The sequence below is a fragment of the Staphylococcus pasteuri genome (genome assembly GCF_003970495.1).
GTDB classification, from domain to species: domain Bacteria; phylum Bacillota; class Bacilli; order Staphylococcales; family Staphylococcaceae; genus Staphylococcus; species Staphylococcus pasteuri.
The window spans coordinates 1-489 of sequence record NZ_RXWW01000012.1; the positions used below are offsets into that span (position 1 = coordinate 1).

General features: G+C 51.5%; 1 rRNA gene. It reads right to left on the reverse strand.

The features are described 5' to 3' along the window. A 16S ribosomal RNA gene (locus CD121_RS01630) occupies window positions 1-489 on the reverse strand; the annotation flags it as partial.

A 489-nucleotide genomic window follows, 5' to 3' on the forward strand; every position in this document is an offset into this window, starting at 1 on the left:
AAAAACCCGCCTACGCGCGCTTTACGCCCAATAATTCCGGATAACGCTTGCCACCTACGTATTACCGCGGCTGCTGGCACGTAGTTAGCCGTGGCTTTCTGATCAGGTACCGTCAAGACGTGCACAGTTACTTACACGTTTGTTCTTCCCTGATAACAGAGTTTTACGATCCGAAGACCTTCATCACTCACGCGGCGTTGCTCCGTCAGGCTTTCGCCCATTGCGGAAGATTCCCTACTGCTGCCTCCCGTAGGAGTCTGGACCGTGTCTCAGTTCCAGTGTGGCCGATCACCCTCTCAGGTCGGCTACGTATCGTTGCCTTGGTAAGCCGTTACCTTACCAACTAGCTAATACGGCGCGGATCCATCTATAAGTGACAGCAAGGCCGTCTTTCACTATTGAACCATGCGGTTCAAAATCTTATCCGGTATTAGCTCCGGTTTCCCGAAGTTATCCCAGTCTTATAGGTAGGTTATCCACGTGTTACTC